Below are 23,142 nucleotides of genomic sequence, written 5' to 3'. Positions count from 1 at the left end.
TAAAAAAGCCGGGTAGCGTTGCTCCCGGCTTTTTTACGTCTGACCTGTAAAAAATCAGGGCTGTTCCAGTGCCTGCTTCTGCAGTTCAATCAACTCACGGCAACCCTTTTCAGCCAGCTCCAGCATCGCGTTCATTTCGTCACGACTGAAGGGCTGGCCTTCTGCAGTGCCCTGCACTTCAATGAACTGGCCGGCTTCAGTCATCACCACATTCATGTCGGTTTCGCAGCCGGAATCTTCCGGGTAATCCAGGTCCAGCACCGGTACACCCTTGTAGATGCCCACAGAAACCGAACTGATGAACTGACGGAAAGGATCCGTCTTGATCTGCTTGTTCAGCTGCAGATGACGCAAGGCATCCACCAAAGCCACACAGGCACCGGTGATGGAAGCGGTGCGAGTGCCGCCATCCGCCTGAATTACATCACAATCCAGGGTGATGGTGAATTCGCCCAGTTTGTTCAGGTCCACCACCGAGCGCAGCGAGCGGCCGATCAGTCGCTGGATTTCCAGTGTGCGTCCACCCTGTTTGCCGCGTGTGGCTTCACGGGCATTCCGGGAGTGGGTGGAGCGTGGCAGCATGCCGTATTCTGCCGTGATCCAGCCCTGCCCCTTGCCGTTCAGCCAACGTGGTACACCTTTTTCAACGGTGGCGGTGCAGATCACCTGGGTATTGCCGAAACAAACCAGTACAGACCCTTCGGCATGGCTGGTAAAATGACGGATAATTTTTACATCTCGTGCCTGATCCGGTGTTCTGCCACTTGGACGCATTGATCTTTCCTGAAGCCTGATGAATGGATAGGCCGACCAGTATACCACTCCAGAGGAGCACACATGACCGCCAGCATGACCGCATTTGCCCGCCGGGAAACTCACCAGCCCTGGGGTAGCCTCAGCTGGGAAATCCGCTCCGTCAACCAGCGTTATCTTGAGCCCAGCTTCCGTTTACCCGATAGCCTGAGAGAGCTGGAGCCAGCACTGCGTCAGCAACTGCGCCAGAGCCTGTCGCGTGGCAAGCTGGATCTGACCCTGCGCTTTTATCCGGCACAACAGGATAAAAGCCTGCAACTGGATACCGAGCTGCTGGATCAGGTGATCGAAGCCGCTGACCAGATTTATGCCCGTATGCCCTCCGCAGCGCCGCTGGACCCATTAAAGCTTCTGCAGTGGCCCGGTGTGCTGCAAAGTCAGGAAGCGGATCATGAGACTGTTAAACAGGTGGCGTTGCAGGTATTTAATGAGGCACTGGACGAGCTGCAGCAGCACCGATTGCGGGAAGGCGAGGCATTGGCAAAAGCCATCACCGAACGCTTGCAGCAAATGGTCAAACACCTGAAAACAGCCAAAACCCTGCTGCCGGAAGCCTTGCAGAAATGGCGGGAGAACCTGCTGGAGCGGGCTGCCAAACTTCAGGTGGATGTAGACCCTGCCCGGCTGGAGCAGGAAGTGGTGCTGCTGGCGCAGAAGCAGGACATCGAAGAAGAGCTGGACCGTCTGGCCGTACACATTCGTGAAGTGACCCGCGCCCTCAAGAGCAAAGAACCGATCGGCCGCCGCCTGGACTTCCTGATGCAGGAAATGAACCGCGAAGCCAACACCCTCGGCTCCAAGGCCATCAGCATGGACATGACCCAGGTTTCAGTGGACCTGAAAGTCCTGATCGAACAAATGCGCGAGCAGGTGCAGAACATCGAGTGAAGCCTGTCGAGGCCTGACCTGCATCATGACGCTTATCGGTGGCTTCTTAAAAACGCTCTTAACTTAAATTAATGCGGCCTGTTATTTTATCTTTGCGATTAAGTTAAAATAACGTGAGGATTTATTTTAATGATGAGTCAGCAAAGAGGTGTCTATGGAGCGACGAGCTACCGGATATTATGTCCCCAGCATTGCTGGAGGGGTGAACTGTCAGGCGTTTATCCCTGCTCCTTTACCGCCCAACCCTGCCTTGCAGCTAGACAACAAATTACAGAGTCGCATTAATCAAGCCATGCTGGCTCTTGGGCGACTGGATGCGATCAGCACCCTTTTGCCTGATGCCCGACTCTTTTTATACAGCTACGTGCGTAAAGAAGCGGTGATGTCCTCACAAATTGAAGGCACACAATCTTCTTTAAGTGACTTAATGCTCTACGAAATGGAGGGTGTACCTGGTGTGCCAATGGATGACGTGCAGGAGGTATCTTGTTACGTCAATGCATTGGAGCTTGGGGTGCAGCGTATCCGGGAAGGTGAGCCCATCACCTTTCGACTACTGACAGAGCTGCATAAAGCCCTGATGACGTCGGGCAGGGGCATCAGTAAAGGTCCGGGAGCGTTCCGTAAAAATCAGGTATGGCTTGGCGGCCATCGAGCAGATGAGGCCATCTTTGTGCCAACACCTGCCAATGAGCTCGCCCAGTGTTGGTCTGAATTGGAGCGCTTCATCAATGATGTGCCAGAAGCCACTGACCCACTGATTAAAGCCGCTTTGGTTCATGTCCAGTTTGAAACCATTCATCCTTTTATGGAAGGTAATGGCCGGCTGGGGCGTTTACTCATTCCGCTCATTCTGGTCGAGGCCAGAATACTCAGTGAACCCTTGTTATATTTATCCGTATTCTTCAAAAAACATCGCCAGATCTACTACGACAAGTTGCAGCAGGTTCGTTTAAGCGGAGACTGGGAAAGCTGGTTGCTGTTTTTTGTTGATGCCGTTGCTGAAACGGCCAATCAGGCCGTGAATACTGCGCAACAACTGAACCAGCTGCGCCAGATGCATCGCAGTCAATTAGTCAGCCTCGGACGTATGGCTGCTTCTGCTCAGCAGGTGTTGGATGTGTTGTTTGAATTCCCCGTCGTGAATATCAATACCCTTGTAAAACACAGTGGCATCACACCTGCCACAGCAGGCAAGGTGATGGATAAGCTGGCACAACCAGAGTTTGCACTGGTGCGTGAGCTCACCGGGCAAAAACGTAATCGCGTCTTTGCCTACAGTGCTTACATTGACATCCTGAATCAGGAATAGGCCCCCCCGGCGTAATGCTTCTAAAGCAGTTCCTCTCCGGCCAGGGCCAGGCGTGAGCGTTCGATGCTGCGCAGGGTGACGTGCCCGGCATGCGCCCAGTTGCGAAAGCCTTCCACCACAGCCGCCAGTCCACAGGTGTTGGCGGTGAGGTAGGGGGTGTCGATCTGGCCGACATTACCAAGGCAGACAATCTTGCTGTTGCGTCCGGCGCGGGTGATCAGGGATTTCAGTTGTTTGGGAGCGAAGTTCTGCGCTTCATCAATGATCAGAAAGGTGTCGTTGAGGGTACGTCCGCGCATGAATCCCGGTGAGCGGATCTGCACCCGGCTGTTGACCAGGCTGCGGGTGGCCGAGTCACTCCAGGTGTTTTCACCATCTTCGTTGCGCAGCAGGTTGTCCATGTTGTCGTGAAAGGCTCCCATCCAGGGTGACATCTTTTCCTCTTCGGTGCCCGGCAGAAAACCGATGTCCTCACTCATTGAAATGGGCGCACGGGTGAACACAATGCGTTCAAAACGCCGCTGGTCAAAAGTCAGTTCAAAAGCGGCGGCCAGCGCCATGTAGGTTTTTCCGGTGCCAGCACTGCCGGACAGGGTGACCAGATCCATGTCCGGGTCCATCAGCAGGTTCAGGGCAAAATTCTGGCGGCTGTCACGGGCATGCACTCCCCAGACGCTTTTCTGATGCCGGTAGTTGCGCAGCAATTCCAGCCGGGCGCGCTGTGGCTCCAGTTCACGAATGATGGCTTCAAAACCGGCGTCCCGCTCACTGTCACTGATCAACTGGCTGAGGTGCCAGTCATGCGGCAACCTGCCCTGCAGTGAATAAAAGGTATGGCCGTCGCGCCGTTCGGTCTGTACATCCATCTGCAATGCCTGCCACAGGCTGCCGTCATGCTGGCCATCCAGCTCCGGGTAGATGCGCACACCGTCAATCATGCTGTCGGAATCAGCAAAGGCCTGATCGGTTCGATAGTCTTCCACCGGCACCTGCAGGGCTGAAGCCTTCACCCGCAGGTTGATGTCCTTGCTGACCAGAATCACCGAGGCATCGGTACGCTCATCACGCAGTCGACAGGTTTCTGCCAGCAGGCGATTGTCCGGGGTGTCGGTCAGGTGTGAAGGCAGTTGCAGGTCGGTGTAACACAGGAAGCGGAGTTTTCCCTTGCCGGGCAGGGTGATGCCCTGCTGGATGTCACTGAAACTGGCCTGACGGGTGAGGTCGGACAGGGTACGACTGACCTGACGGGCGGTGCGGGCAATTTCCTTCAGGCCATTCTTGTGCTTGTCGAGTTCCTCCAGCACCGTGAGTGGAATAACCACGTCGTGCTCATCAAACTGGAACAGGGCGGCGGGGTCGTGCAGCAGGACGTTGGTGTCGAGGACATACAGGCGGGTGGCTTTCTTTTCGAGTCGGACCATCAGGCATTCACTCCCCTTGCATCAGCTGCTTTCAATCTGCAGTCTGTTGATGACAGAAGCATGACTCTGGCAGGAGGCTGAAACTGGTGCGTTTTTATCCTGCGCTTGCTTTGTTATGGTGCCTTTTTTGCACTGCGTCAAAGGCTTTTTTGCGATGATGCTTTTACATCAATGATTTGCAAGGAAAAATATTTTGTGGCATATCACTTGCTTGAAACCTGATGCAACAGAACAGTGTTCCTGGTCATGCTGCACGACTGAAAACTGAAAAAATAGAGCGCTAGGGTTCCGATTGTCCGCTTCGCAGGCATCGACAATGACTGGTCCGAGAGCACTCAACCTTCTGGTTGGTATCCCCGTTGATGCCCCCGGCGGAAGGTCACACGGCGGGATAAAAGCCCGGGAGATCACTGGCAACAGCCAGGAATACTCCAATAACCTGTGACAACCCGATGGGGGTTCAACATGAAGCGACTGACTTCTTCTCTGCTGGCACTGGGCCTCAGCGCCCTGCTGATTGCCGCTCCGACGCATGCCACTGCCGACAGCCAACGCACTGACTTCAGCATCTGCTGGTCGATCTATGTCGGCTGGATGCCCTGGGGTTATGCCGCGGATCAGGGCATTGTGAAAAAATGGGCTGACAAGTACGGCATCAACATTGATGTGGTGCAGATCAACGACTACATCGAATCCATCAACCAGTACACCGTGGGCCAGTTTGATGGCTGCACCATGACCAACATGGATGCCCTGACCATTCCGGCTGCCGGTGGTGTGGATTCCACCGCGCTGATTGTCGGTGACTTCTCCAACGGCAACGATGGTGTGGTGTTGAAGGGCAAGCGCAACCTGCGTGATATTCGTGGTCAGCGGGTTAATCTGGTGGAGCTGAGTGTGTCCCACTACCTGCTGGCACGTGCACTGGAAAGTGTTGGCATGAGTGAGCGGGATGTACGGGTGGTGAACACCTCGGATGCGGATCTGGTGGCTGTGGCCGCAACCCGTTCGGTGACTGCAGTAACCACCTGGAACCCGCTGCTGAGCGAAATTCTGGCGATGCCCAACACTCATCTGGTGTTTGATTCCTCAAAGATCCCCGGTGAAATCATTGACCTGCTGGTGGTGAACAGTGCAACCCTCAAGGCCCACCCGGAACTGGGCAAGGCATTGACCGGTGCCTGGTATGAAACCATGAGCCGCATGCAGGATGGTGCCAGCACTGCCAGTGCCAGCCGCAGTTACATGGCAGAAGCTTCCGGCACCGATCTGGCCGGTTATGAACAGCAGCTGGCCAGCACTGAGATGTTCTACGACCCGGCAGCGGCTGTAGCCTTCACGCGCAGTGCCCAGTTACCCGCCACCATGCAGAAGGTTGCTGCCTTTTCCTTTGAGCATGGCCTGCTGGGTGACGGTGCAGCGGATGCCGGTTTTATTGGTGTGGAAACCCCCGCCGGTGTGGTTGGCAACCCCAGTAACATCCGCTTGCGCTTCACCGCTGACTTCATGCAGATGGCCGCTGACGGTAGCCTCTGATGAAACGCCTGCTCAATCTGCAGCCTTCCCGTTTCAGCCGGGTGTTGCTGGGACTGCTGCCGCTGGCACTGATTCTGCTGGTGTATCTGGTGGCATCAGACCTGCGGCTGGCAGCCAACCCGGATGACAAACTGCTGCCGTCACTGGCGCAGATGGGCGATGCCATCAGCCGCATGGCGCTGGAACCGAATCGCCGCACCGGCGAGTACATCTTCTGGGTGGATACCTTCAGCAGTCTGCAACGCTTGCTGCTGGGGGTATTGATTGCCGCTTCACTGGGGCTGGTGATTGGATTGTTGACGGGTTCGTTGCCCTTGTTCGGTGCCGGCTTTTCGCCGCTGCTGACCATCCTGTCACTGATTCCCCCGCTGGCGCTGTTGCCGGTGCTGTTTATTGTGTTCGGGCTGGGTGAATTGTCCAAGGTGGCCTTGATTGCCATTGGCATCACCCCGTTCATTGCCCGGGACATTCAGCGGCGGGCGCAGGAAATCCCGGTGGAACAACTGATCAAGGCTCAGACGCTGGGCGCCAATACCCTGCAGGTGATGATTCGGGTGCTGTTGCCGCAACTGATGCCGCGCCTGCTGGATGCCGTGCGCCTGTCGCTGGGTGCCGGTTGGTTGTTCCTGATCGCAGCAGAAGCCATTGCTTCCACTGACGGGCTGGGTTACCGCATCTTCCTGGTGCGCCGTTACATGGCCATGGACGTGATTATTCCCTATGTGGCCTGGATCACCCTGCTGGCCTTTGTGCTGGATCAACTGCTGGCCTGGTTCAGTCGCCGTTTGTACCCCTGGCACGGCAAGGGAGGTGTGTGATGCTTGAAGCCCGCAATTTGTGGAAGCGTTATGGCGACAAGGTGGTGCTGGAGCGCATCAGTGTGTCTGTGCAGGAGGGGGAGTTTGTCACCCTGGTGGGCACCTCCGGCTGTGGCAAAAGCACCTTTCTGAAACTGCTGCTGGGTACGGAAACTGCCAGCGAAGGCCAGTTGCTGCTGGACGGCCAGCCGGTGCGGGATGAACCGGACTCTGATCGCGGCATTGTGTTTCAGCAGTATTCGGTGTTCCCGCACATGACGGTGCTGGATAACGTGATGGCGGCCCGTGCTTTTGCCCGTCGTGGCCTGACTGGTTATCTCTTCGGGCAGGCAAGGCGTGAAGCGCAGGGAGCGGCAATGGAGCTGCTGCACAAGGTGGGACTGGGGCATGCCCTGAAACTTTATCCACACCAGCTTTCCGGCGGCATGCGTCAACGCCTGGCGATAGCTCAGGCACTGTTGGCAAAACCCCGCATCCTACTGCTGGATGAACCCTTTGGTGCACTGGACCCCGGTATCCGTGCCGACATGCATCAACTGGTGCTGGAACTCTGGCAGAGCCATCAGTTGACCGTATTCATGGTCACCCACGACCTCAAAGAAGGTTTTTATCTCGGTACCCGCCTGTGGGTGTTTGACAAGCTGCGCCACGATCCTCAGGCACCGGATGCCTATGGTGCAGGCATCACCTACGACCTGCCGGTGGGTAAAAGTGATCGCCAGACGCTGCAAGCGATACAGGCCGATCTCAAGGAGCCACAACATGATATCCAGAATTGAATACACCACGCAGTTGCCGACTGGTGGCCACTGGTCGCTGCGCATGGCCCGTGGCACGGTGCTGCGATTGACCGACCTGAAAGGCGGTGCCAATGCCGGACTGCTGTTTTACAACCCGGAAAACCTGCTGGAGCGTTATAACGCCCCGGACACTCTCAAGTGTCAGCACACCTTTCGGCTGACGCGCGGCCACTGCCTGTATTCCGACATGGGGCGGATTTTCTGCTCGCTGGTGCAGGATGACTGCGGTTGGCACGACACGGTTTGTGGCAACAGCAATGCCCGAGGCGTGGCAGAGTGCTGGGGCAAACGGGATTACCAGCACCAGCGTAATGCCTGGTATCAGAACGGTCAGGATGCCTTCCTGGTTGAGCTGGAAAAATACGGTCTGGGGCTGGCGGATCTGGCTGCCAACCTCAACCTGTTCAGCAAGGTGGTGGCGGATGAAGCCGGTCAACTGCAACTGGATGCCAGTGAAACAAGACCGGGGCGTCAGGTGACCTTAAGGTTTGAAATGGACACCCTGGTGCTGCTGCATGCCTGCCTGCATCCACTGAATACTGCTGCAGATTACCCGGATGCACCGGTGCAGGTGGAGCTGGGACTGGCCGAGCCAGTCAGTGAAGATGACTACTGCCGCAATTTCCGTCCGGAAAACCAGCGCGGCTTCCAGAACAACGCACTCTATCACCTGGGACGCTGAGGAGGACAAGATGCTGAAAACCAGTGATCGCCTGCCGGAGCAGGCCAGCTTTCGAACCGTGGTTGATTCCGGTGATTATTACATCGGGCGACTGAGCAAGGGCCAGACCCTGCGCATTCTGGATCTGGAAGGTAATCAGGCAGCGGATACCCTGTTTTACAACGCGGACAACCCGGCGGAACGCTACAGCATGACGGATACCCTGAGTGCTCAGGGGCAGATCTACCTCACCACCGGCAGCCGCCTGATGTCCAACGAACAACGGGTGATGCTGGAGATTGTGGCTGATACTTGTGGCCGCCATGACACCCTCGGCGGTGCCTGTGCCACCGAAAGCAACACCGTGCGTTATGACCTGGAAAAACGCTGCATGCATGCCTGTCGTGACAGCTGGATGCTCGCCATCGGTGAACACCCCGAATACGGCCTGACCAAACGTGACATCGGCCACAACATCAACTTCTTCATGAACGTGCCGGTGACCAGTGATGGCGGCCTGAGCTTTGCTGATGGCATCTCCGCTCCCGGCAAGTATGTGGAAATGACCGCCTGCATGGACCTGATTGTGCTGCTGTCCAACTGCCCGCAGCTGAACAACCCGTGTAATGGGTATAACCCGACGCCAGTTGAGCTATTGGTTTGGAATAATTAACAACAGCAGTAATATCCAGCAAGGATTCACGTAACGAGCGCAGATCAAACAAGGCGAAATTGACCGAAAAAAACGCAGTTTACACGCAGTAAATGAGTATTTTTAGGGCAATTTCAACGCAGTATGATCAAGCGCAGTCGTGAAGACCATCAAGACTTCAGTGGACGACCACTGTCGTATTCTCTTCGGGACGACCCGCCAGGATTGATGATGTTTTCCAAAGTTCTGATTGCCAACCGGGGTGCCATTGCCGTGCGTTTGTTGCGCACCCTGAAAAAACTTGGCATCACTTCGGTGGTGGTGTACCACGCCAGTGATGCCCGCAGCCTGCATGTGCAACTGGCGGATGAAGCCTGGCCGCTGGGTGATGGCAGTGCAGCAGAAACCTACCTGAACATGGACCTGCTGCTGGATATTGCCCGTCAGTCCGGTGCTGAAGCCATCCATCCCGGTTATGGTTTTCTCAGTGAAAAACCTGAATTTGTACGCCGTTGTGAAGCGGCCGGGCTGGTGTTCATCGGTCCGACTGCAGAGCAGATGGAGATGTTCGGCCTGAAACATCGGGCACGTGAGCTGGCACAGGCTGCCGGTGTGCCGTTGTTGCCGGGGTCAGAGCTGTTGCAGGATCTGGAAGCTGCCTGTCAGGTGGCGGCAGCAATCGGTTATCCGGTGATGTTGAAAAGCACCGCCGGTGGCGGTGGTATCGGCATGCAGGTGTGTGCTGATGAAACCGCCTTGCGTGAAGGTTTTGAGCGGGTCAAACGGCTGGGCAGCAACAACTTTGCGGATGACGGGGTGTTTCTGGAGAAGTTTGTGGCCAGGGCCCGTCACATTGAAGTGCAGGTGTTCGGTGATGGTCAGGGCCAGGCACTGTCGCTGGGTGAGCGGGATTGCTCCAGCCAGCGGCGCAACCAGAAGGTGGTTGAGGAGTGTCCGGCCCCCGGCCTGAATGAGGCGCAGCGGCAACAACTGCATGCCACGGCGGAGCGCCTGCTGGCATCCGTTCACTACCGCAATGCCGGTACGGTGGAATTCATTTATGACGCGGACCGGGATGATTTTTATTTTCTGGAAGTGAATACCCGTCTGCAGGTGGAGCACGGCGTTACTGAAGAAGTTTTTGATATTGATCTGGTGGCGTGGATGCTGCAACTGGCTGCCGCTGAGCCGCTGGACCTGCAACAGCAGCGACAGGCACTGCAACCACAAGGGCATGCCGTGCAGGTGCGGATTTATGCAGAAGATCCCTGGCGCAATTTTCAACCCAGCCCCGGCCTGTTGAGTCAGGTGCTGCTGCCGGAGTTGCCGGGGGTACGCATTGATCACTGGATTGAAACGGGTATTGAAGTGCCTGCCCTGTTTGACCCGATGCTGGCCAAGGTGATTGTGCATGGTTCAGATCGTGCCACCGCCCTGCAGCAGCTCCAGTCAGCCCTGCAGCAGATTCAGCTCTACGGCACCCAGACCAATCTGGATTACCTGCAGGCCTTGTGTGTTGATCCGGTGTTGCAGGCCGGGCAGGTCACCACCGCCTACCTGAATCATTTCCGTTACCAGTCGGCGCGCATTGATGTGCTGCAGCCCGGTACCCAGACCACCCTGCAGGACTGGCCGGGACGTCAGGGACACTGGGATGTCGGGGTGCCACCTTCTGGTCCGTTTGACAGTTATTCCTTCCGGTTGGGCAATCGTCTGCTCGGCAATGAAGCAGGTGCCACGGCACTGGAAATCACCCTGCAAGGCCCGCTGCTGGAATTCAGTTGTGCCACTCAGGTGTTGCTGGCCGGTGCACCGGCAGAAGTCTTGCTGAATGGGGTGGCAGTGAGCCACTGGCAGCTGCTGGCCATTCAGCCGGGGGATCGTTTGCAGATCGGGCGTATTCAACAGGGTGCCAGGGCCTATCTTTGTGTGCGTGGAGGTATTCAGTGCCCGGCTTATCTGGGCTCCACCAGCACCTTCACGCTGGGTCAGTTTGGGGGTCACAATGGCCGCGCCCTGCGCAGCGGTGATGTATTGCAGCTGGCCGTTGATACGTCACCGGTACAGTCGCCGCCGCTGGATGCCGCATTGCTGCCGGACATCAGCAACCACTGGCAGTTGCGGGTGATTTACGGGCCACACGGTGCCCCGGACTATTTCACCGGGCCAGATATCGAGCGCTTTTTTGCCGCTGACTGGGAGGTGCACTACAACTCCAGTCGCACCGGCATTCGGCTGATCGGCCCGAAACCTGACTGGGCCAGACGGGATGGTGGTGAAGCCGGTATGCACCCGTCCAACATCCATGACAATGCCTATGCCTTCGGCACGGTGGATTTCACCGGTGACATGCCAGTGATCCTGGGACCGGATGGCCCGTCACTGGGTGGTTTTGTCTGTCCGGCCACGGTGATCACGGCCGATCTGTGGAAACTGGGCCAGTTACGGGCCGGAGATCGCATTCGTTTTGTGCCGGTCAGTCTGGCCGACGCCGTGGCACTGGAAGCGGCTCAGCAGCAGTCCCTGCAAAACCTGCAAAGTGTACCTTGTGACTGGCAGCCGGTGCGGCCGAGCAGCCCGATTCTGGAACACCTGCCGGCATCGGAATTTGGTGATGACATCCTGATACGTGCTGCCGGTGATCATTTCCTGCTGGTTGAATACGGTGAACAACAGCTGGATCTGCGCCTGCGTTTTCGCGCCCATGCCTTGATGCAGTGGTTACAGCAGCACCCACTGCCGGGATTAAAAGAGCTGACGCCGGGGGTGCGTTCATTGCAGTTGCACTTTGACAGCCAGCAGCTCAGTCACCAGCATTTATTGCAACACCTGCGCCGTGCGGAGCAGCAACTGGCGCGTCAGCTTAACCAGCTGACGGTGCCATCACGCACCGTCTGGTTGCCCTTGTCCTGGGATGATGAAGCCTGTCAGCTGGCGATCAGAAAATACATGCAATCGGTGCGCAAGGATGCACCCTGGTGCCCCAGCAATCTGGAATTCATTCGCCGCATTAACGGCCTGGATAGCCTGGATGAAGTGAAGCGCATCGTTTTTGAGGCGGCCTATCTGGTGATGGGGCTCGGTGATGTGTATCTGGGTGCTCCGCTGGCAACCCCCCTGGACCCGCGCCATCGGTTGGTGACCACCAAATACAATCCGGCACGCACCTGGACAGCGGAAAACTCGGTGGGTATCGGTGGTTCTTACCTCTGTGTGTACGGCATGGAAGGCCCCGGTGGTTACCAGTTTGTCGGTCGCACCCTGCAGATGTGGAACCGTGAACGCACCACTCGTGAATTCACGCGCCCCTGGTTGCTGCGCTTTTTTGACCAGATACGTTTTTATGAAGTGTCGGCTGAAGAACTGCAGCAGATTCGCCGGGATTTTCCCCTGGGTGACTATCCGTTAAAGATTGAAGAGGGGCATTTCAGTCTGGCTGAGTATCAGGCGTTTCTGGACCGGGAACAGGCCGATATCCAGGCTTTTGTGCAACAACGGGAAGCCGCCTTTGAGGCTGAGCTGGCGCATTGGCATGCCAGCGGTCAATTCAACTTCACCCACGAAGAAGTAGAACAGACCGAACAGCAGCTGGACTGGCCGGAAGGCAGCCTGCTGGCCGACAGCCCGGTTTCGGGCAGTGTCTGGCAATTGCAGGTTGCGGTGGGGGATCTGGTGCAGGCCGGTCAGACCCTGCTGGTGCTGGAATCCATGAAAATGGAAATCCCGGTGCTGGCAAGCGCTCCCGGTGTGGTGGAACAACTGCTGGTGAATGCCGGTGGGCGTGTCACCGCCGGACAACCGCTGGTGGTCATGTCAGCGGCTGAAACCTGATGGCGCGCCTTTTCTGAACATCACTGCACCGGATCAGTCGCCAGCGTCCGGTGCAGTTTTCAGATGTTTGCTGATGACGTATTCACTGTAATACAGCGGCATCACATGGGGTTGCTGTTCAAGCAAGGAAGAGCCTTGTGTGCCAGTGAGCTTGATGCTTTTGTGGGGCGTACACTTGCTGATGTAAGACAGAAGTGACTTAGCGCGGGTACGTTTGCCGCTTTTCACTTCGATTGGAACAACCCGGCCCTGATCGTCTGCGGCAATGAATTCAATTTCTGCTCTGGCATCATTCCATGAGTAAGTCGTATCCATACCCTGGGCGGCAAACTCCTGCTGGACAAAGTTTTCAGCAACATAACCCTTGTATTCGTAACCCTGCTGTTTGATTTCCCGATAACTGACGCCAAGCATGTGGTTGAGCAGTCCAACATCAAACAGGAAGAGCTTGACCAGGTTGTCTTTGCGGTAGGCTGCCAGTGGGCTGCGGGGTGTGCCTGAAAGGGGGTGGTTTTTCAGAATCAAGCGGCATTTTTCCAGCCAGCTGATGGCACTTTCAAACTCACCATAACGTGATTTGCGCTCATGCACCTCTTTGAACTTGAAGCGTTTCACGGACTCATCCATAACACTGGACAGCTGTGATGGTATGTTACGAAACACGGCCTCAATCAGAGTTGCATCCACCTTGCCGGCATATTTTCCAAAATCCCGCATATAACCTGAAACCAGGTTGGTATGGATATCCGAGACAGCTTGTATGCGCTCAAGGATGCTGCTTTTTTCCAGTTCAAACCAGGTGTGAACAGCTTCAGGCATACCGCCGGTGAAATAATAATCTGTGAGCTTGTCGAAGAGCTTGTTGTGGGCCGCAGCTGAATTCATCTGGGAGTCAAAAGCCTGAAACAGTGGTTTGTCGCCTGATGCAATAAGAAACTCGCGAAAAGTAAGTGGGCGCAGATTGTGCTGTTCAACCTTGCCAACAGGAAAGGTGTTCAACAGGCCAATATTGGAGCCACTGGCTGCAACATACATCTGGGGAGCTTTTTCAGCGAAATACTTCAAGCCAGTGACAGCTCGCGGTGACTCACCAATTTCATCCAGAATCAGCAGGTCTTTGTCTGGGTTGAATGGTTGGCCGGTCAGTAGCTCAAGGTTTTTGATCACATCTTCTGGAGTCAGCGAGCCTTCAAAGGCAGCAGCCATGTCTGGTGATTCCAGGAAATCAATGCGTAATACCTGTTGGAATTGCTGGCCGAGCAGGGTCTGCAGCAGGTAGGTTTTTCCAGTCTGGCGAGCACCATCGATCAACAGCGGCTTTCGTGTTGGTTTGTTTTTCCATGCCAGTAGTTGTTCAAGAAGTAGCCGCTGCATGCTTGATCCTCGGTGAGCAGGCAAGTCACCGATCATTACACTTTATGGCGCATAAAAATGCAAGTATGCACACTTTTAAGCGCGTAAAAGTGCTGCGCTCCCGTTTTGGAAGTTCACTGCTCGGGCGGGATTTGTAAATCTCGGTGCAGCAGGGTGCGCAGCAGGATGCCGAGCATGGGGCAGGCGGCCATCACTGCCAGCATCGGGATGGGTGAACCATCACCTAACAAGCCAACCAGAGTGCCGCTGGCGGCCCCGACCATAAAACCGGTGGCGGTGATCACGGCACTGGCAGTGGCAGCACTCTGCGGGAAATAATCCACTGCACTGGAAATGCCATTGGCCATGATGAAACCGTGCTGCCCCATGAACAGCATGATCATCAGCACCAGTCCCCAGAGGGGCAGTTCAAACAACAGGTAACTCAGCAGCAGGACCAGGCCAAACAGCAGTTGTACAGCCTGCCCGATTTTTAACAATCGCAGCGGCGAGGTGTGATTGAGGAACAGCACATTCAGCCGATTGCAGGCCACCAGGGTGAGGATGTTCATGCCAAACAGCACCGGAAACAGTTGCGGGCTGGCACCGTAATATTCCATGTACACCAGCGCCGAGCCGGTGATGAAAGCAAACATCCCGGCGTGACTGAATGCAGTGGCGCTCAGAAAACCCAGTGTTGGGCGATGGCGGATCACCGACCAGTAACGCCGCAGCGGATGCATGGATACCTGAACACTGGCCTGACGGGTTTCCGGCAGGGTGCGCAGCAGCACCAGTAATAAAGCGAGGGCATAAAGCATCAGTAGCGCAAAAATGCCGCGCCAGTTGCTGAACAGCAGAATACCACTGCCGATAAAAGGAGCCAGCAGGGGTGCCGCCAGCATGATCGACACGATGCGCGACAAGGCACGGGCACTGTCACGGCCACTGTAAAGATCCCGCACCACTGCCATGGTGTTGACCACCCCGATGCCGCCACCAAAGGCTTGCAGCACACGAGCCAGCCACAGGATTTCAATCGAAGGTGTCAGTGCTGCCAGCAGGCTACCCAGTGCAAAAATACCCAGCCCGGAAAGGATGGTCAGGCGGCGACCGTACTGGTCGGAAAAAGGCCCGCCGAACAACTGCCCCAGCGCAAAACCGATCAGAAAGACACTCAGGGTCAGCTCCACATGATGAATGGAGGTGTCCAGGCTGGTGGCAATTTGCGGCATGGCCGGCAGGTAGGCATCAATCGCCAGCGGTCCGATGGAAATCAGACCGGCCAGCATCCAGGTCAGGCTTTGAAACGAGGTGGCGGGAATCTTCATGCCGGATGTCCTAAAAATGGACTTGATAGTCTAACCGATCTGCCAATAAAAAACCGCCCCGAAGGAGCGGTGAAAAGCACAGCTATGACTACAACAACAAAACGAAGCAGGTTCAGCTTCAGACCGTTTCAGTGGCCTGGGCAGCAACAGGGGCCGGTGTGCGGATCAGGTGATCAAAGGCACCCAGCGCTGCAGTGGCACCGGAACCCATGGAAATGATGATCTGCTTGTAAGGTGTGCTGGTCACATCACCGGCAGCAAATACACCCGCCATAGAGGTACGGCCGTGGCTATCCACCACAATTTCACCGCGCTCAGTCAGCTCCAGGGTGTCGCGCAGGAATTCACTGTTGGGCACCAGGCCGATCTGCACAAAAATACCGGCCACATCCAGCACGTGCATTTCATCATGCTTGCGATCCTTGTATTTCAGACCGATCACCTTGTTGTCATCACCCAGCACCTCGGTGGTCATGGCCTCCTTGATGATGGTGATGTTGGCCATGGACTCAGCCTTGCGCACCAGCACAGCATCAGCCCGCAGGGTGTCACCGTATTCCAGCACCGTGACGTGCTCAACAATACCGGCCAGATCAATGGCGGCCTCAATACCGGAGTTGCCACCGCCAATCACTGCCACACGCTTGCCTTTGAACAGCGGGCCATCACAGTGGGGGCAGTAGGCCACACCCTTGCCACGGTATTCCTTCTCACCGGGCACATTCATTTCGCGCCAGCGGGCACCGGTGGCCAGAATCACACTGCGGCTCTTCAGGGTGGCACCACTTTCCAGCGTCACTTCGATGTAATCGCCTTTTTTCACCGCTGCGGCTTTCTGCTCGGTGATCAGGTCCACTTCATATTCCTTCACGTGCTGTTCCAGGCTGGCCACCAGTTTCGGGCCTTCGGTGTAGGGCACGGAAATGAAGTTCTCGATGCCTACGGTGTCCATCACCTGGCCACCAAAACGCTCAGCCACCACACCGGTGCGAATGCCTTTGCGGGCCGCATAGATGGCTGCAGAAGCACCCGCAGGACCACCGCCGATCACCAGTACTTCATAGGGTGCCTTGTCATTCAGGGCAGCTGCCTTGCGTTTGGCAGCACCGGTATCCAGCTTGCTGACAATTTCATTCAGCGTCATGCGGCCCTGGCCGAAGGGTTCATCGTTCAGGTAAACCGAAGGCACTGCCATGATCTGTTTGGCTTCCACTTCCGGCTGGAACAGTGCGCCATCCACCATCACGTGAGTGATGCCGGGGTTCAGGGTCGCCATCAGGTTCAGCGCCTGCACCACGTCCGGGCAGTTCTGGCAGGACAGTGAAATATAGGTAACAAAGTGGTATTCACCCTGGAGATTGCGGATCTGCTCCAGGACTTCGGGGTCAGCCTTGGACGGATGACCACCGGCCTGCAACAGTGCCAGCACCAGGGAGGTGAATTCGTGACCCATCGGAATACCGGCAAAACTCACGCGCGGTGTTTCGCCGACTGGGCCTACAGCCATACTGGGCGTGCGCTCGGCCGCCACTTGCTTGAGGCTGATCTTGCCGGACATTTCGGCCAGTTCAGTTGCCAGTTCCAGCAGTTCTTTAGATGAGGCCTGTTCGTCAGTGGACACGCTCAGCTCGATCGGATTCACGATGTGCTGCAGGTAGGCGTCCAGCTGTTGTTTCAGAGTAGCGTCCAACATGGTGCGTGTCCTTTGATAACAGAAAGAGAAAAACGCTTGATACAATAAAGGCAAAGCAGGGGGTAAAGACCCCGCCGGCAGGGGACACCGGCGGGTCAGATCAGTAAACGCGGGGTTTACTTAGATCTTGCCGACCAGATCCAGAGACGGCTTCAGGGTGGCAGCACCTTCTTTCCACTTGGCAGGGCAAACTTCGCCGGGGTGGGAAGCAACGTACTGAGCAGCCTTAATCTTGCGCAGCAGGTCATCAGCATCACGGCCAATGCCTTCAGCAGTGATTTCAACAGCCTGAATCACACCCTGCGGGTCGATGATGAAAGTGGCGCGATCAGCCAGGCCCTGGCCTTCACGCATCACACCAAAGTTGTTGGTGATGGTGCCGGTCTGGTCGCCAACCATGAAGTACTGGATCTTGCCGATGGTTTCAGAAGCATCGTGCCAGGCTTTGTGGGTGAAGTGGGTGTCAGTGGACACGGAGAAGACTTCAACGCCCATTTTCTGCAGTTCAGCGTACTTGTCAGCTACGTCACCCAGCTCGGTTGGGCAAACAAAAGTGAAGTCGGCTGGGTAGAAGAAGAATACCGCCCACTTGCCTTTAACGTCGGCTTCGGTGATGTCTACAAACTTGCCCTGCTTGAAAGCGGTGGCTTTAAAAGGTTTGATTTCAGAGTTAACAATACCCATGACTTTTACATCTCCTGGTTGGTAAAAAAAGGTTGAATCCTCAAGACAGGCTCATATTATCGCTGTCTATTGGTATTTCAAAATTGATTAACTTTAACAGTGCGATTGGAAACGCCTATCATCTGTAGGGTCAGAATGATAAGCTGATTCCAATATACAGCAGAAACACGTGAATGGAATGTGTCAGGGCCATGAAAGGAAAGCAAAACTCACCAGCTGTAGATGGTTTTCAGGCGGTTTCCACCATCCTCGATAGCCTGGATGCCTTGGTTTATGTTGCGGCTATGGATAGCCATGAGTTGCTGTTCATGAACGAATATGGTCGCAGCAAGTGGGGTGAGGCAGGAGGGCGTAAATGCTGGCAGGTACTGCAGGCGGATCAATCCGGTCCTTGCACCTTCTGCACCAACAACCAGCTGCTTGATGAACAAGGCCAGCCCACCGGTGTGCTGGTGTGGGAGTTCCAGAATACGGTAAATGGTCATTGGTATCAGTGCCGGGATCAGGCCATTCGTTGGCCGGATGGTCGTTTGGTACGGATTGAAATTGCCACCGATATTACCGACCGCAAGCAAATGGAGCAACAGCTGGAAGCGGCCCGGCGAGAAGCAGAAATCCGGGCGGACACGGATGCCCTGACCGATCTGAACAATCGCCGTGCCTTCTTTAATCTGGGCCGCCAGGTGCTGCGTCAGGCCCAGTCAAGTGCTACACCAGTGAGTCTGGTGATGTTTGATCTGGACCACTTCAAGCAAATCAATGATGAGTATGGCCATGCTGCCGGAGACGAAGTACTCAAGGCGATGGCCACAGCCGCAGCCGGACAGGTGCGGGCGACAGACATTCTGGCAAGGTTGGGCGGTGAGGAGTTTGCCATCCTGATGCCTCAAACCACCTTGCAACAGGCTGAAAAACTATCTGAGCGACTGTGTCAGGCCCTGGCCGCCTGTGTCATCAGTTTTGAAGGCAAGCAGCTGCAATGCACCGGCAGTTTTGGTGTCAGTACAGCATCCAGTGGCGAGGCGTCACTGGATGCACTGCTGGCCCAGGCAGACAAGGCCATGTTTAAAGCCAAGGGTGCCGGGCGCAATCGCGTCAGTATTGTCGACCGTTGAGTGGATCAGTTGCGGTGCTTGCCAAGTTGACAGTTTTCCCCGTCCAGTTCCTGCAGCTCCCGCACCCTGTCCAGCGTCTTGCGCAGGTCGGCAATATCACGTCGATGCCCGGCTCGCAGTTGCTTGCGCAACTTGCCCATCACAAAGCGACGGATTTCCTGATCCGTCTGCAGGATCAACCCCGGCACTGAGGTGGGCTTGCGGGTTTCTTCATCCACTGCCACCATGGTGAAATAACTGGTGTTGGTGTGTTTCACGATCTCCTTGCGAAAATCTTCGGAAATCACCTTGATGCCCACTTCCATTGAACTCTTGCCGACATAGTTCACCGAAGCAAACAAGGTCACCAGCTCACCGACTTCCACCGGATTCACAAAATCCACCGAATCGACTGAAGCCGTCACACAATATGCCTTGGCGTGAGTGGCCGCACAGGTATAAGCAATCTTGTCCATCAGCGACAGCAACACACCACCGTGCACCTTGCCACCGAAATTGGCATAAGACGGCACCATCAGCTCTTTCAGAATCACCTGCGAAGACTGCACCGTACGAAAACCAGCCTCATTCACCATCGGGGGTCAACTCCTAATCAATTCATCAATTGATGCAAGGGTATTGCATCCCATCGCTGACGGCCAGCTATCGGGGTGATAGGGTCAGCATGACTCAGGCCAGGCATAAACCGGGGCAAAACCGCCGCCGGGGGTACGAAAATTGGTGGTCTGTCCCTGATACAAGCGTGCGGCCAGCCATTGTACCTGCCCTTGATAAACATAGTTGCGCAGGTCGAACTTCAGCGGGGCAGCGGGATTATCCGGGGAACACTTGCGCTCTCCCGGTGGCACCAGTGTTTGTGCCACATAACGTCCTTTCAGAATCTCTGCCCAGACACCGCGGGTTAACTTGTCACCCCTGTAAGCAGCTTTGCTACCGTACCCGCTGGCTGGTTTGAAGAAGAGTTGCTTCCTCTGCTGCCACAGGCGCTCGGCTTGCTCCGGTGTGACTCGCTCGGTATGTGGGATACCTTGCAGTAACACCTGTTGTATAGCCCCTGGTACACCCAGCTCCTGCAATGCCTGTGGATCAGTCAGCAGCGTCAGATTGAACTTGTCAGCATACAAGGCATAAGCACGAGGATGAGGTGTCACCAGTGCTGCATCGTCCAGCAATGCCTGGCGTATCAAGGCGCTGCGTGGCTGTTCCAGAGTAAAATCTGTCAGACGGTTGTAGACCAGATCAATCATTAGATCACCACACCAGAGGTGACCATCACGCAATTCCAGCTGTTGTGGATCTGCAATCACTGCCTGGATGCCGTGTTTCTCGAACAAACGCCGGAACAGGATGAATTCCGGATAGAGGTACTGCTGTTCAGGGTTTTCATCCACCAGCGCAATGCTGCTTAGGGATCGATCACGCCCAGCCAGCGCCCATTCCTGTCTGAACATACGAATGATGTCCTGCTCCAGCCGCTGGGCTGAAACCGGCATCGGCCAGAGATTTGCCATTTCCGGGCAGCAAGCACGCTGGGCGCGACCCAGTACGGTATTCAGCATCGCTCCACCGGCATTGGTATTGATTTCGATCAGCCCCAGCTGTTCACCGCGCAGGTGGAAATCAAACCCCATGAATACCCCGCTGGCACGCCCAGGCGTATGGTGCACCACCTCGTCACATCCGTGCAGCACCCGCTCCTGCCAGGATGGCAGCGTCACGACTTGCTCCACCGCAGTAATCACCGCTGCCATACGTTGTTGCTGGCGCTGTGGCAAAAACACCGGCTGGGCGGAGAACAGGTAAGGGCAGCGGGATTGAACCAGATCAGCCAGCCCCGGACTACCTAGTTCCTCCTCCAGCGCGTGACGCAACACTGCCTCATCCAGACTGAGGCAGAAACATTCATCGTTAAAGCGTTCGGGAGAAAGCAGGGTGGGGTGGGTCATGGTATTTACAGGTTTTCCGGCCGAGGATTTAAGCCTTGTGTCGCCCGGTACAATTCTGGGCACTGAGTTGTTCGCCATCCAGTGTGGCAAAATACACGTCATCCTTTTCATACGCCAGTCTGGCTTTTGTGGCCTGCTGCAAGAAGGCCTGAGAGGTGGCTGGATGCTGTCAGTTTCCTTTGAAATTTGCCTGATTTTCAGCCGATCGAAAACACAGGCGATGAAGCAGTTTTTCAGCAGGAAGGTATTTTGGAAAGCAGCCTGTAAGCCTTGATTTGCAAGGGTTTGACGAGAATCAAGGAAGACTTGGCTTAGAGGAAAGCATCGAAAAAGTTTTGGCGCGCTCGGCGGGATTCGAACCCACGACCCCTGCCTTCGGAGGGCAGTACTCTATCCAGCTGAGCTACGAGCGCGTGAAGAGGTCGGGAATTGTAGGGGGCTGGTCCCTATTTGTCCAGACTTCTACCCTGGCGGCGGATGAACTGTTCGATCTGGGCGCGGCTGAGTTCTCCGAAGTGCCGATCGACCAGTTGTCCTTCTGCAGAATAGAACAGGGTGGCGGGTAGTCCGGGAGCTTCAAAGCGGCGCATGGCGTTCTGTTCCGGGTCGAGCAGTGGCAGGGTGAAGCGCAGTCGCTGGTCGTCCAGGTAACGTTCCACTGCCAGCAGACTTTCTCCCTGGTTGATCAGCAGAATCTGTACTCGTGGGTCATTTTCAAAGTCCATCAGCATTGGCATTTCACGCCGACAGGGCGGGCACCAGGTGGCCCAGAGGTTGACCACCAGCGGGCGTCCATCCGCCAGTTGATTCAGGCGCAGTTCTTCACCATCCAGATTGAATACCCGCAAATCCGGGATGGCATCGCCCTTGCCCTGGGTGCCCGGCAGCAGTGCCAGCACCAGCAGGCCGGTGGCCGCAGTGGCGGCAAAGCTGAGTCCGCCGATTTTACGCAAGGGCGCGTGGCGGTGGAGGTAAATACCGGTGAAGATCAGACCACCCAGCAGCGCGCCCCACCAGCTGTAACCCGGCTGCCAGAAGTAGAGCAGTGTCCAGGGGGCGCTCAGGTAAGCGCCGGGTGCTCCGGCAGCGTAGATCAGGCGTCCGGCCAGTGCCGCCACCAGCAGGGTCAGCCAGCCCCAGCGCGCCAATCCGGGATGACGTTTGTCCAGCAGTTCGGTACTGATCAACAGCACCAGCAGGGCTGCCAGTCCGGGCAGGCGACTGACAGGTAGCAACAGTGGACCGAGGGTCAGGGCTTCCATGGTTGGGTGTGCCTCAGCGGAAACGCATCAGTGCCGGTTCCGGGTGCTGCTGTGCTGGCAGACCGGTCACATCCGGCAGGCGTGGCAGGCGCAGCATACCGGCGTGGGTGTGCAGCTTGCCGTCAGCATCCTGCCAGACCCAGCCGGGAGTGCCGTTGATGCCCAGTGACTGCATCAGGTCCATGTTGGCCTGGAGTTGTTCACGCTCCAGATTGTCCGGGGTTTTGTCCAGCTCTGGCAGCGGCTGGCCAAACTCTTTCATGTTGCGTTCCAGCAACAGCGGCTGGCGGCTGGGCGGTGCACTCAGCAGTGCGGCGGCACGGTTGCGGCTGTCCGGTTTCAGGTAGGCAACGGGAATCCAGCGCACTTCCAGCCCGGCAGCACGGTAAGGTTGCAGGGCCATCCAGGCCAGTTGGCAAAAGGGGCAGTTGGCATCAAAAAACACATAAAGGGTGTTTTCGGTGATGCGATCACCGCTGTCAGTGATGCGACTGCTGCTTTCCGTCAGGTAGCTGGCACTGGCCAGATCATTCCAGTCCGGGCGCGGCAGCCATTCTTTCTGGTGGGCTTCGGTCAGATCCTGCCCTTGTGCATTCAGCAGTACACCATTGATCAGAAATTCGCCATCAGTGGTGGTGTAAACAATCAGGTCGCGGCCTTCAAAACTGACCACCCAGCCGCGCAGGGATGCACCAACCGGGAATTCACGTAGAATGTCCAGTCCCTGATTCTGCAGGTGCTGGATGGGTTCCGGCAGATCCAGCAGGCTGGACTGCTGGCCGGGTTGTGTTGCAGCCTGCTGGGCAAAGGCCTGTCCGTTGCCGGTCAGACCGGCCATGAGAAGGCCCGTCAAGAGTAAGCCAGTGACCAACAGGGCGATCATCAAGGATCGCTGCAGAAAGCGGGATGTAAAAGACATAAAACGAAAATTCCTCTGTTGGCCGTGCCGGACAAAAAACAAGCGGTAAGGGTAGCCAGTTTGACTGCAACTGTCACCCTTGGCCTGTTGCTGCACTATTGGGAGTC

20 protein-coding genes, 1 tRNA gene and 1 riboswitch are annotated in these 23,142 nt (G+C 56.2%); of the genes, 10 read left to right on the top strand and 11 right to left on the bottom strand.

Annotated elements, in window-relative coordinates; translation table 11 throughout:
• Positions 1 to 54: 54 nt before the first annotated feature.
• Positions 55 to 774 carry a ribonuclease PH gene (gene rph, locus BT114_RS07230; RefSeq protein WP_072325696.1) on the bottom strand — a complete coding sequence of 240 codons (720 nt, stop codon included), beginning with the start codon at positions 772 to 774 and terminating at the stop codon, positions 55 to 57.
• A gap of 63 nt (positions 775 to 837) precedes the next feature.
• Between rph and BT114_RS07225 the strand changes: the two genes are divergently transcribed.
• The gene (locus BT114_RS07225) at positions 838 to 1,701 is read left to right on the top strand and encodes a YicC/YloC family endoribonuclease (RefSeq protein ID WP_072325695.1); all 864 of its coding nucleotides are present in this window, start codon (positions 838 to 840) and stop codon (positions 1,699 to 1,701) included.
• A gap of 154 nt (positions 1,702 to 1,855) precedes the next feature.
• On the top strand, positions 1,856 to 3,013 hold the full coding sequence (locus BT114_RS07220) for a Fic family protein (RefSeq protein WP_072325694.1): 1,158 nt from the start codon (positions 1,856 to 1,858) through the stop codon (positions 3,011 to 3,013).
• Positions 3,014 to 3,033: 20 nt separating this feature from the next.
• Here BT114_RS07220 and BT114_RS07215 read toward each other — a convergent pair whose 3' ends face one another.
• The gene (locus tag BT114_RS07215) at positions 3,034 to 4,434 is read right to left on the bottom strand and encodes a PhoH family protein (RefSeq protein WP_072325693.1); all 1,401 of its coding nucleotides are present in this window, start codon (positions 4,432 to 4,434) and stop codon (positions 3,034 to 3,036) included.
• 269 nt (positions 4,435 to 4,703) lie between these two features.
• Positions 4,704 to 4,842, top strand: a riboswitch (guanidine-I (ykkC/yxkD leader).
• Positions 4,843 to 4,899: 57 nt separating this feature from the next.
• On the opposite strand from BT114_RS07215, the gene BT114_RS07210 reads away from it, so the two are divergent.
• The 6 genes from BT114_RS07210 (at position 4,900) to uca (ending at position 12,732) form a co-directional block, all read left to right on the top strand.
• Positions 4,900 to 5,970: a putative urea ABC transporter substrate-binding protein gene (locus tag BT114_RS07210; protein WP_072325692.1), complete on the top strand. Its 1,071-nt coding sequence runs from the start codon at positions 4,900 to 4,902 to the stop codon at positions 5,968 to 5,970.
• Positions 5,970 to 6,788 carry an ABC transporter permease gene (locus tag BT114_RS07205; RefSeq protein WP_072325691.1) on the top strand — a complete coding sequence of 273 codons (819 nt, stop codon included), beginning with the start codon at positions 5,970 to 5,972 and terminating at the stop codon, positions 6,786 to 6,788. Before BT114_RS07210 ends, BT114_RS07205 begins: the two co-directional genes overlap by 1 nt.
• On the top strand, positions 6,788 to 7,567 hold the full coding sequence (locus tag BT114_RS07200) for an ABC transporter ATP-binding protein (RefSeq protein WP_072325690.1): 780 nt from the start codon (positions 6,788 to 6,790) through the stop codon (positions 7,565 to 7,567). The genes BT114_RS07205 and BT114_RS07200 overlap by 1 nt, the downstream gene beginning before the upstream one ends.
• On the top strand, positions 7,551 to 8,270 hold the full coding sequence (locus BT114_RS07195; protein ID WP_072325689.1) for an urea amidolyase associated protein UAAP1: 720 nt from the start codon (positions 7,551 to 7,553) through the stop codon (positions 8,268 to 8,270). The genes BT114_RS07200 and BT114_RS07195 overlap by 17 nt, the downstream gene beginning before the upstream one ends.
• A gap of 10 nt (positions 8,271 to 8,280) precedes the next feature.
• The gene (locus tag BT114_RS07190; protein WP_072325688.1) at positions 8,281 to 8,922 is read left to right on the top strand and encodes an urea amidolyase associated protein UAAP2; all 642 of its coding nucleotides are present in this window, start codon (positions 8,281 to 8,283) and stop codon (positions 8,920 to 8,922) included.
• A 210-nt stretch (positions 8,923 to 9,132) separates the two neighbouring features.
• A complete protein-coding gene (gene uca, locus BT114_RS07185) occupies positions 9,133 to 12,732 on the top strand; it encodes an urea carboxylase (RefSeq protein WP_072325687.1) in 3,600 nt (1,199 codons plus the stop codon).
• 33 nt (positions 12,733 to 12,765) lie between these two features.
• On the opposite strand, the gene BT114_RS07180 is transcribed toward uca, so the two are convergent.
• The 4 genes from BT114_RS07180 to ahpC all read right to left on the bottom strand — a co-directional run bounded on the left by BT114_RS07180 (position 12,766) and on the right by ahpC (position 17,787).
• Complete coding sequence (locus BT114_RS07180) at positions 12,766 to 14,106, bottom strand: ATP-binding protein (RefSeq protein ID WP_072325686.1); 1,341 nt, start codon at positions 14,104 to 14,106, stop codon at positions 12,766 to 12,768.
• A gap of 113 nt (positions 14,107 to 14,219) precedes the next feature.
• Positions 14,220 to 15,416, bottom strand: a complete 1,197-nt coding sequence (locus tag BT114_RS07175) for a multidrug effflux MFS transporter (RefSeq protein ID WP_072325685.1) — start codon at positions 15,414 to 15,416, stop codon at positions 14,220 to 14,222.
• A gap of 118 nt (positions 15,417 to 15,534) precedes the next feature.
• Complete coding sequence (ahpF, locus tag BT114_RS07170; RefSeq protein WP_072325684.1) at positions 15,535 to 17,109, bottom strand: alkyl hydroperoxide reductase subunit F; 1,575 nt, start codon at positions 17,107 to 17,109, stop codon at positions 15,535 to 15,537.
• Positions 17,110 to 17,229: 120 nt separating this feature from the next.
• The gene (gene ahpC / locus BT114_RS07165; protein ID WP_425434779.1) at positions 17,230 to 17,787 is read right to left on the bottom strand and encodes an alkyl hydroperoxide reductase subunit C; all 558 of its coding nucleotides are present in this window, start codon (positions 17,785 to 17,787) and stop codon (positions 17,230 to 17,232) included.
• Positions 17,788 to 17,984: 197 nt separating this feature from the next.
• Here ahpC and BT114_RS07160 point away from each other — a divergent pair, with 197 nt between their 5' ends.
• A complete protein-coding gene (locus BT114_RS07160) occupies positions 17,985 to 18,908 on the top strand; it encodes a GGDEF domain-containing protein (protein ID WP_072325815.1) in 924 nt (307 codons plus the stop codon).
• A gap of 5 nt (positions 18,909 to 18,913) precedes the next feature.
• Here BT114_RS07160 and BT114_RS07155 read toward each other — a convergent pair whose 3' ends face one another.
• Both BT114_RS07155 and BT114_RS07150 read right to left on the bottom strand, forming a co-directional pair.
• Positions 18,914 to 19,483 carry an acyl-CoA thioesterase gene (locus tag BT114_RS07155; RefSeq protein WP_072325682.1) on the bottom strand — a complete coding sequence of 190 codons (570 nt, stop codon included), beginning with the start codon at positions 19,481 to 19,483 and terminating at the stop codon, positions 18,914 to 18,916.
• An 84-nt stretch (positions 19,484 to 19,567) separates the two neighbouring features.
• Positions 19,568 to 20,854 (bottom strand): hypothetical protein, encoded by a 1,287-nt coding sequence (locus BT114_RS07150; RefSeq protein WP_072325681.1) that lies wholly within the window; start codon positions 20,852 to 20,854, stop codon positions 19,568 to 19,570.
• On the opposite strand from BT114_RS07150, the gene BT114_RS07145 reads away from it, so the two are divergent.
• Positions 20,853 to 21,128 (top strand): hypothetical protein, encoded by a 276-nt coding sequence (locus tag BT114_RS07145; RefSeq protein ID WP_072325680.1) that lies wholly within the window; start codon positions 20,853 to 20,855, stop codon positions 21,126 to 21,128. The genes BT114_RS07150 and BT114_RS07145 overlap by 2 nt on opposite strands.
• A gap of 62 nt (positions 21,129 to 21,190) precedes the next feature.
• On the opposite strand, the gene BT114_RS07140 is transcribed toward BT114_RS07145, so the two are convergent.
• The 3 genes from BT114_RS07140 to dsbG form a co-directional block, all read right to left on the bottom strand.
• A tRNA-Arg gene (locus BT114_RS07140) sits at positions 21,191 to 21,267 on the bottom strand.
• Between the two features lie 33 nt (positions 21,268 to 21,300).
• Positions 21,301 to 22,116, bottom strand: a complete 816-nt coding sequence (locus tag BT114_RS07135; protein ID WP_072325679.1) for a TlpA disulfide reductase family protein — start codon at positions 22,114 to 22,116, stop codon at positions 21,301 to 21,303.
• A 13-nt stretch (positions 22,117 to 22,129) separates the two neighbouring features.
• Positions 22,130 to 23,035, bottom strand: coding sequence for a thiol:disulfide interchange protein DsbG (gene dsbG, locus BT114_RS07130; RefSeq protein ID WP_143142787.1), 906 nt, complete (start codon positions 23,033 to 23,035; stop codon positions 22,130 to 22,132).
• Positions 23,036 to 23,142: the final 107 nt, after the last annotated feature.

The sequence above is a fragment of the Marinospirillum alkaliphilum DSM 21637 genome (assembly GCF_900119735.1).
GTDB lineage: Bacteria > Pseudomonadota > Gammaproteobacteria > Pseudomonadales > Halomonadaceae > Marinospirillum > Marinospirillum alkaliphilum.
This window is presented reverse-complemented; position numbering and strand designations above follow the sequence as displayed.

Excerpts from the sequence above, each read along its gene's own strand:
- BT114_RS07210 (WP_072325692.1), top strand. The coding sequence starts at position 4,900 with ATGAAGCGACTGACTTCTTCTCTGCTGGCACTGGGCCTCAGCGCCCTG.
- BT114_RS07205 (WP_072325691.1), top strand. The coding sequence starts at position 5,970 with ATGAAACGCCTGCTCAATCTGCAGCCTTCCCGTTTCAGCCGGGTGTTG.
- BT114_RS07155 (WP_072325682.1), bottom strand. The coding sequence starts at position 19,483 with ATGGTGAATGAGGCTGGTTTTCGTACGGTGCAGTCTTCGCAGGTGATT.
- BT114_RS07215 (WP_072325693.1), bottom strand. The coding sequence starts at position 4,434 with ATGGTCCGACTCGAAAAGAAAGCCACCCGCCTGTATGTCCTCGACACC.
- BT114_RS07190 (WP_072325688.1), top strand. The coding sequence starts at position 8,281 with ATGCTGAAAACCAGTGATCGCCTGCCGGAGCAGGCCAGCTTTCGAACC.
- BT114_RS07225 (WP_072325695.1), top strand. The coding sequence starts at position 838 with ATGACCGCCAGCATGACCGCATTTGCCCGCCGGGAAACTCACCAGCCC.
- ahpF (WP_072325684.1), bottom strand. The coding sequence starts at position 17,109 with ATGTTGGACGCTACTCTGAAACAACAGCTGGACGCCTACCTGCAGCAC.
- BT114_RS07160 (WP_072325815.1), top strand. The coding sequence starts at position 17,985 with ATGAAAGGAAAGCAAAACTCACCAGCTGTAGATGGTTTTCAGGCGGTT.
- BT114_RS07200 (WP_072325690.1), top strand. The coding sequence starts at position 6,788 with ATGCTTGAAGCCCGCAATTTGTGGAAGCGTTATGGCGACAAGGTGGTG.
- BT114_RS07175 (WP_072325685.1), bottom strand. The coding sequence starts at position 15,416 with ATGAAGATTCCCGCCACCTCGTTTCAAAGCCTGACCTGGATGCTGGCC.
- BT114_RS07195 (WP_072325689.1), top strand. The coding sequence starts at position 7,551 with ATGATATCCAGAATTGAATACACCACGCAGTTGCCGACTGGTGGCCAC.
- dsbG (WP_143142787.1), bottom strand. The coding sequence starts at position 23,035 with ATGTCTTTTACATCCCGCTTTCTGCAGCGATCCTTGATGATCGCCCTG.
- uca (WP_072325687.1), top strand. The coding sequence starts at position 9,133 with ATGTTTTCCAAAGTTCTGATTGCCAACCGGGGTGCCATTGCCGTGCGT.
- BT114_RS07180 (WP_072325686.1), bottom strand. The coding sequence starts at position 14,106 with ATGCAGCGGCTACTTCTTGAACAACTACTGGCATGGAAAAACAAACCA.
- BT114_RS07145 (WP_072325680.1), top strand. The coding sequence starts at position 20,853 with ATGGTATTTACAGGTTTTCCGGCCGAGGATTTAAGCCTTGTGTCGCCC.
- rph (WP_072325696.1), bottom strand. The coding sequence starts at position 774 with ATGCGTCCAAGTGGCAGAACACCGGATCAGGCACGAGATGTAAAAATT.
- BT114_RS07150 (WP_072325681.1), bottom strand. The coding sequence starts at position 20,854 with ATGACCCACCCCACCCTGCTTTCTCCCGAACGCTTTAACGATGAATGT.
- BT114_RS07135 (WP_072325679.1), bottom strand. The coding sequence starts at position 22,116 with ATGGAAGCCCTGACCCTCGGTCCACTGTTGCTACCTGTCAGTCGCCTG.
- BT114_RS07220 (WP_072325694.1), top strand. The coding sequence starts at position 1,856 with ATGGAGCGACGAGCTACCGGATATTATGTCCCCAGCATTGCTGGAGGG.